This is a genomic window from Waterburya sp. (assembly GCF_058530065.1).
This window is the reverse complement of record NZ_JBZNBU010000392.1, coordinates 1-1,453: the sequence shown is the minus strand read 5'-3', so window position 1 is coordinate 1,453 and position 1,453 is coordinate 1. Positions and strand designations below refer to the sequence as shown.

The following is a 1,453-nucleotide window of genomic DNA, read 5'->3' as shown; positions in this document are numbered from 1 at the left end:
TTTCTTCGATTCTGGCAATCGCTTATTCTTAAGAACTAAACGCTATCATTTCAAGTCAGAACAAGACATTTTAAATTTGCCAGAGGGCAAAATATTTGCCAAAAATCGCTATAGTGGCTGGGGAGATGACTGCGATCTAGTCACTCGCGAAGACATACTGAAAATGAGTAAGAAAAGGCGAGATAATCTGGTATTTGAAGATATTTTACACAATCATCCCCAAATTCAAACAGCATTGCCAGGTTTACCTTTAGTAACAATCCGTATCTGGACGCAACGCTGGCAAAAAAATCGCCGAGAGTTCTTTGCTTGTCTGTTAGTAGGCGATCGCATATCTAATTCTTTAGATAATCAAGCCCTACCTTTAGATGAGAATGGGGTATGTACTTTAGCTAATGGAACTAAATTAACAGTCCCTTTATATGCAGAAGCAGTAGCAGCATCTCAATGGTGTCACGATCGCGTTACGGAATTCCCTTTTATTGGCTGGGATTGGGCGGTTACCAAAGATGGGCTTTATTTTATTGAGGGGAATTTAGAAGCTAGTTTCGATCGCTATTGGACGAAAGCTGCCCCTCAAATACAAGAGTTTGCCTATTCTCTAACAGATGTGGCGCATTTTATTGAAGAATTAAATCGCGCCTAGTTAGTAAGATGGAAATAAATCGAGTCTTCAATAAATATATCTATGAGTTCAGAGAGTAGTTTATTAAGTCGTATTACTCAAACCCCTGGTCAATGCGGTGGTCGTCCCTGTATTCGAGGGATGCGAATTCGAGTTACTGATATTTTGGAAATGTTGGCAGAAAATGTAAGTTTTACTGAAATTTTGGCAGATTTCCCCGATTTAGAATTGGCAGATATTCAAGCTTGCTTAATCTTTGCTGCACGACGCACTGATTTTCCCAGACTTACAGCATGAAAATTTGGATTGATGCTCAGTTACCGCCAACTATAGCTGGATGGATAAGAGAAAATTTCAATCTGGAAGCTTTTGCATTAAGAGATCTAGGACTGCGGGATGCTCAAGACACCGATATTTTTACAGCAGCACGAGATGAAAATGCGATTATTATGACCAAGGATAGTGATTTTGTGGATCTTGTTTGTAGATTAGGATCTCCTCCTCAAATCTTATGGTTGACTTGTGGGAATGTTACAAATCGCAATTTGAGAAAACTACTTTCTGCTACTTTGCTTGATGCTTTAGAACAATTACGCCAAGGCGAGATGATTGTGGAAATTAGCAATCGTCCTTTGAGATAAAAATCGATCTGCGAAATTTTTGAATTATCTCACGATAACTATATAGATCTTATTCGATGTAAATACCAGCAATAATCATAGGTTTTGATTAATTCGTGAGAAATTCATGCAAAGCAAACTCGATCGCCCTGTAAATAACCGTTCTGAGCAAGTATCTAACCATCAACAAAAAGTAATCGAGCAATAC

General features: G+C 38.5%; 3 protein-coding genes. All 3 read left to right on the top strand.

Features of this window, described 5'->3' with window-relative positions; genetic code table 11:
- On the top strand, window positions 1-646 hold a 646-nt coding region (locus tag AC33VI_RS22690; RefSeq protein ID WP_491784533.1), incomplete at its 5' end, for an ATP-grasp domain-containing protein.
- A gap of 42 nt (window positions 647-688) precedes the next feature.
- Window positions 689-922, top strand: coding sequence for a DUF433 domain-containing protein (locus AC33VI_RS22685; protein ID WP_491784532.1), 234 nt, complete (start codon window positions 689-691; stop codon window positions 920-922).
- Entirely contained in the window at window positions 919-1,266 is a 348-nt protein-coding gene (locus AC33VI_RS22680) for a DUF5615 family PIN-like protein (protein ID WP_491784531.1), read from the top strand. The genes AC33VI_RS22685 and AC33VI_RS22680 overlap by 4 nt, the downstream gene beginning before the upstream one ends.
- Window positions 1,267-1,453: the final 187 nt, after the last annotated feature.

Coding starts and splice junctions, on each gene's coding strand:
- AC33VI_RS22685 (WP_491784532.1), top strand. CDS start 689: ATGAGTTCAGAGAGTAGTTTATTAAGTCGTATTACTCAAACCCCTGGT.
- AC33VI_RS22680 (WP_491784531.1), top strand. CDS start 919: ATGAAAATTTGGATTGATGCTCAGTTACCGCCAACTATAGCTGGATGG.